At 62.2% G+C, this 5,587-nt stretch carries 3 protein-coding genes; 2 read left to right on the top strand and 1 reads right to left on the bottom strand.

Annotated elements, in window-relative coordinates:
• Positions 1-412 precede the first annotated feature (412 nt).
• Positions 413-1,936 (top strand): adenosylmethionine decarboxylase, encoded by a 1,524-nt coding sequence (gene speD / locus NZM16_RS10245; RefSeq protein WP_295448442.1) that lies wholly within the window; start codon positions 413-415, stop codon positions 1,934-1,936.
• 239 nt (positions 1,937-2,175) lie between these two features.
• Here speD and NZM16_RS10240 read toward each other — a convergent pair whose 3' ends face one another.
• Positions 2,176-3,105 (bottom strand): sensor histidine kinase KdpD, encoded by a 930-nt coding sequence (locus tag NZM16_RS10240; protein WP_295448444.1) that lies wholly within the window; start codon positions 3,103-3,105, stop codon positions 2,176-2,178.
• A 693-nt stretch (positions 3,106-3,798) separates the two neighbouring features.
• Between NZM16_RS10240 and murJ the strand changes: the two genes are divergently transcribed.
• Positions 3,799-5,397, top strand: coding sequence for a murein biosynthesis integral membrane protein MurJ (gene murJ / locus NZM16_RS10235; protein ID WP_295448447.1), 1,599 nt, complete (start codon positions 3,799-3,801; stop codon positions 5,395-5,397).
• Positions 5,398-5,587 lie beyond the last annotated feature (190 nt).

Raw genomic sequence — 5,587 nt, 5'->3', positions numbered from 1 at the left:
GTGGGGTCTATACACAAAAATAATAAATTTGCCCACGCTCCCCCCCTTGGGGTTTTTTGGGGGGTCGCGGGGGCCGGGGGGGGCGTACGTGCACCCCAATTAATGAACAGCCCCCGCGCCCCCCCGGGCCCCGGGAGGAGTAGGAATCCTGGGCGTGGGGCAGGGCCCCTTCGGCACACTGCCCTTAAAGGATCGATTTACGACCCCGCGCTCAGGCGATTCTTTCAGAGCCATCAGGCTCGCAAACCAAATAGGCAGCCGTTCCGGCTTTTGGCATGCGTCGGGTGCCTCCGATGATGCCGGGTGCGGAACCCGTGCTGCCTATTTGCTTTGTAGGGGACGGTGCGTGCGGAGCCGTTTCCCTTCAGGCGCCGGAGGGCGCCGATCACATTCCGGGGAAAGGAGGTGAACGATGGCGGGGGAGATCCTGACCCTGGGACGCTCGGAGCTGGCCCGGCTCCTGCGCGCGATCCTGCGGGAGGGGAACCCCTGGCAGGCGGCGGGCACCGCTGGGCTTCCCTTTCCACGGGTGGTCGAAGGCATCAAGCAGCTCCTCGATGCCGGAGCCCTTGCCTTCGACGGGAACCGCCTGCAGCTGACCACACGGGGCCAGGATCTGGCTCGGGATCTGGGCGTTACAGTGGCCCCGGACATCCGATGCCTTGCCTGCCAAGGGAGCGGGATCGATCTGAGCTTTTTCCAGGAGGTGACCCAGCGCTATGAGGAACTGGCTCGGGGGCGCCCCGAACCTCTGGCGGCTTACGACCAGGGCTATCAGACCATTGATTCGGTGATGCGTCGGGTGGCCCTGATGGTCGCCCAGGGGGATGTGGAGGGCAAGGATGTGGTGGTGCTGGGAGATGATGACCTGGCCAGTCTCGCCCTGGCTCTGACCGGGTTACCCCGCTCGGTCGTGGTCATCGAGATCGATCAGCGCCTGTGCGCTTTCATCGAGCAGGCCGCTCGCCGCGCCGGCCTGAACATCACGGTCTACTGCCGCAGCCTGACGGATCGCCTTCCCCCTGAGCTCCTGGGACAATTCGATACCTTCCTGACCGATCCGACGGAGACGGAGCATGGCCTCCTGTTGTTCCTGGAAAAGGGGTTCATGTGCCTGAAGAAGGGGGAAGGCCGCGCTGGCTACTTTGGCATCACCCGCATTGAGTCCAACATCAGCAAGTGGCACATCTGGCAGCGGGAGCTACTGAACCGGCATGCCATCACGTTTACCCATATCCTGCCAGACTTCAGCCTCTACGCCAACTGGGAGGAGCCCGAAGAGCAGCCTATCCCAGACCTTCCGCCTTTCGCCCGTCCTTCGCCCGTGCCCTGGTATCGCTCGACGTTCTTCCGGGTGGAGACCCTACCCGAGTTCCAGCCGCCGGCCGATTATGTGATCGAAGGAGGGCGGGAGCTTTACGAGGATGAGGACGCAATCGACAAGGTGTGGCGTAGTCCGGATGTGGACACCGCGATCACAGCCTCGGTGATGACGCCCGCTCCGACCCCCTTCCCCACCCAGTTGACCTTGGGGCGGCACGTGATCGCGGAGTTCTGGAAGTGCCGGAACCGGGAGCCCTTACGGAACCTCAAGCAGGTTCTGGAGCTTGCGGTGCGCAGGGCCGGCGCCACCCTGCTGAACATGAAGATCCATCGCTTCGTCCCCGATGGCTTCTCGGCCCTGGTGCTGCTCGCCGAGTCGCACATCTCTCTGCACGCCTGGCCGGAATACGCTTACGTGGCGGTAGATGTGTTCACCTGCGGGGAGGCGGATCCGGAGGTGATCATCGAGGTGCTCAAGGACTACCTGCAGCCTGCCGAGTCCGCTCAGATCACCCTGGAGCGAGGCCTGGGGCCCCTAATGGTCCTTCCGGCCCTGCGCCCAGAAACCGAGGCGGCTTCTCTGGGCTCTCCATCGCTTCCCCTGGGGATTTAAGCGCTCAGTCGCCGGATCCTCGCCTCCGAGAGGGTCTTTCACGGGCCGACTTGGGAAGGCTCTCCTCCCCCCAGTCCTTCGGGCTGGGGGGAGGGGGCCTTCCCAAGGAAGCCAACAGCGTAGCTCTTATCTGACTCTTCCGTTGCAATCTTAAGGACCGGATTTGGGCCCAACGGCAACGTGACGTCCTGCCTGGGTCTTCCGCTCGGGAGGAGCAATCCCCACCCTCAGAAGATCTTTCATCGTTCCTCGGTCTCTCCCCTTGTCCACTGAGAAGGCAGACGTTCCAGCGCCTGGCTCAATAAGGAGATCTGATCTTCAATGCCCAGCGGGCGTGCCGGAAGCAGGACGCTGAGCGTCGTCCCCTGCTCCCCCTCGCTGCGAATGAACAAATCCCCGCCCAACGCCTGCGCGGCGCGCTTGGCGATGACCAGGCCCAGCGCTGCAGGATCGACATGGGATCGGGCCTGTTGGGGATACAGGCCTTCCACAGCCCCCTCGTTCAGCCAGGCCAGGATCTCTCGAGATAGGCTAAGATGAGGGTCAATGATCTCAACCAGTAGAACCGGCTCCTTCACCTGCCCCCGGATCTCAATGCCTCCTTCCTCCGGGTGGATGGCGAGCAGGAAATCCAGCAAGGTGCGCAGAATATAAGAACCATATGGCCCATCCACCGCGGTTTGTGCGGCCTCTGGGGACAAATGAATATGAAGCTCGATGTTTTTCTCGGACATCGCCGGCTCATGGGCCCGGATGAGATCCCGAATCAGCTGACTTAGGGGAAGAGGTTCCACGAAGGCAACGGGTTGACGATGGAGTTCGGCGAAAGCGGCCAGGGGAGCGATGTAATCCAGTAATCGATACGCCCCCCGTAAAGCCGCCTGGAGCATCTTTACCGACTCCGGATCGTTTCGGGCTTTCACATGCCCCAGAGCAGCCTCCAGGAAGCCGATCACCAAACCCAGCGGCTGGCGGAGCTCCGCGCCCGCCCGGGCAATGAAGGAGGTCTTCAGCTCGTCCAGATCCCTTAGCCGCCGACAGACGTGCTCCAGCTCCTCTCGTCTGGCCCGTTCCTGTTCGTAGAGCCCTCGAAGCTCCCGAAAAGCGGAGAGCACCTGATGTTCTAAGCGAGACAGCCACTCATCGGGTGTCAGATGAGGATGGCTCATCCGTCGCCCCCACTTGAAGAAAGATGGGCTCTTTTATCTGAGTCCTGCCGGCGGGACTTCACAAAAAATCCCAGAAATGGGTAAGGAGGACATGAAGAGAAAGGCTATCGCTTCGCTTCACCAGTGCTCTGTCCATTTTTGACTTGGAGTCGTCGGGGTGATGGAGGAGCTCCGGCTCCCCGATCACCCCCGAAAGATTCTTTATGAATGGAATTCGCAGCACGGGTTTGGAATGGAGCCTTTCCGCCTCTATTTTAGCCGCTTCTTGGAAAGAAACAACCAAACGCCATGGGTGACTTCTGCGCGTTCCTGGAGACTTTTGGGGCTGGTGGGAGGGTCCAAAACGTTTGGGAGTGGGGCGAACGGCTTCGCCGTTAAATCCCTATCCACAATCGAGCCCAGCAAAAGGGCCTCGAGGAGAGAGGACACGGGGGCGAGGGCCCTCAGCGCAGCGCCCTCCACCGGCGAGTAGGGAAGCGCGACCGCCCAGGGCCGCTCAGGCGGATAGACAGCCAGTTGGGTCATGAGTCAAAATTGCCTTGTTGCAAACCTGAGGCTGGAGGTATGGAGACACGGGGCTTCGCCCCACGCCTCAAACTTTTCCCGTCCCTCCCCACAGCCCTTCGAGCCGCAGGGGGCTAAAGGTCCAGAGGATCCGGGGAGGGAGCTCGGCATCCTCCAAGGGGAAAAGGGATGAACAGTCAGGAACGCCTGCAGAGGCTGATCCGGCGGATCTCTCCCTGGGAGATCGAAACGCTCCACCTGGCCCGCGACGCCATGATCATCGCGGCGGGCAATATCATCAGCCGTCTGATTGGGCTGCTTCGGGAGACGGTCAAAAGCGAGCTGTTCGGATCCACCGGGCCATTGAGCGCCTTCGAAGCAGCGGCGGTCGTCCCGATCCAGCTTTACGATCTCCTGGTCGGCGGGATGGTGAGCTCTGCCCTGGTCCCGGTGTTCCGGGAATACGCCGACCGGCTTCCGGAGCTCCGGCGCCTCGTTGGGGCTGTCCTGATCTGGGTCTGGCTGGTAATGGGAATCGCTGTGCTCTTGGTTGAGTTCGCCGCGCAGCCGGTGGCCTGGCTGCTTGCGGGAGGTATGGACCCTGAGCTGTTGGAGCTCACAGCAGGGCTGCTCCGCTGGACGATCCTGGCGGTCTGGTGGATCGCGACCGCGGGGGTGATCAGCGGGCTCCTTCAGGCGTTTCAACGGTTCACCCTCCCTGCCTTTACCGCCGCGGTCTTCAACGCCGCGATGGTCGCGGTGGCGCTTCTATTGGGGACACAGCTGGGCGTGACCTCCCTGGCCCTGGGTATGGTGGCCGGAGCCATGTTCCAGGTCCTGTTACAGCTTCCCGCCCTGTATGGCCTGTGGCCACAACTGTCCTGGTATCACCCTGCCCTGCTGCGCATCCTTCAGCTCTACTCCCCTGTGGTCTTCGGCCTAGCCGTCAACCAGATCGCCATTCTGCTGAGCTACCATCTGGCTTCTCACACCGGCCCGAACAGCATCGCCTGGATGCGCTATGCGACCACGTTGATCCAGTTCCCCTTAGGCCTGGTGGTGACGGCCATCTCAGTGGCTATCCTTCCCCGCCTCTCTCGTCTGAGCGTGGAGGCTCGCCAGGGGAAGGAAAGCCTCGAGCCTTTTCGCGCCACCCTGGTTGCCGGATTGCGGATGGTGATCGCCCTGATCGTCCCCGCCGCCTTCGGCCTGTATGTGCTGGCGGATCCGGTGATCGACCTTCTCTTCCAGCATGGGCGCTTCACCGCAACGGATACCGCGGTGGTGGCGGGGGTGCTGCGCGGGTATCTTCCCGGCCTGATCTTCGCCGCCATCGATCAACCGCTGGTTTTCGCTTTCTACGCCCGGCAGGACACCCTTACCCCCGCGGTGGTGGGTTTGATTTGCAACGTGGGGATCTATCTGGCGGCCGCCCTGGCTCCTACCCTCTTCCGCCCGCTTCAGGTGACAGACCTGGCGGTGGCCAATTCCGTGCAATGGGCCGCGCATGCGTTGCTGATGAGCGTGTTGCTCCTTCGTCAGGTAGGGCCCATGCGCTCCTACGGCCTGGGTCGATGGACGCTGCGCGTCCTGATCGCCTCGCTCGTTATGGCTCTGGGGATTGCGTTCATCTGGTCCCGGATGTTCCCTCATGCTCCTCCATCCACGCACCTCGAGGAAGCGATCCGCCTGTTCACGGTCGGCAGCTTCGGCCTGTTGATCTATGGCCTGACCCTGGGCGGGTTAACCTGGCTCTCTATCTCTCGCTGGTCCTGGGTCCGTCCATAGGGCTTTTTACCTCAGGAGTTACGCGGTTAGGAGCCGGTCGGAGGCAAAGAGAACGGCCTCACCCCCCGATATCCTCCCTCCTCACGACCTAAAGGGCGATGAGGAAGGGGGGAGAAAGGACCTCCCGAGGAAGCAAACTGCATAACTCACGCCATGTGCAATTTCAGGCGACAGGTCCCATCCAAGCGCC

The organism is Thermoflexus sp. (genome assembly GCF_025055495.1).
Classification (GTDB): domain Bacteria; phylum Chloroflexota; class Anaerolineae; order Thermoflexales; family Thermoflexaceae; genus Thermoflexus.
Note: the sequence above shows the minus strand (reverse complement) of the source record. Positions and strands in the feature narration are given on the sequence as shown.

Bases quoted from the DNA above. Each gene is read 5' to 3' on its own strand.
- murJ (WP_295448447.1), top strand. From the start codon at position 3,799: ATGAACAGTCAGGAACGCCTGCAGAGGCTGATCCGGCGGATCTCTCCC.
- speD (WP_295448442.1), top strand. From the start codon at position 413: ATGGCGGGGGAGATCCTGACCCTGGGACGCTCGGAGCTGGCCCGGCTC.
- NZM16_RS10240 (WP_295448444.1), bottom strand. From the start codon at position 3,105: ATGAGCCATCCTCATCTGACACCCGATGAGTGGCTGTCTCGCTTAGAA.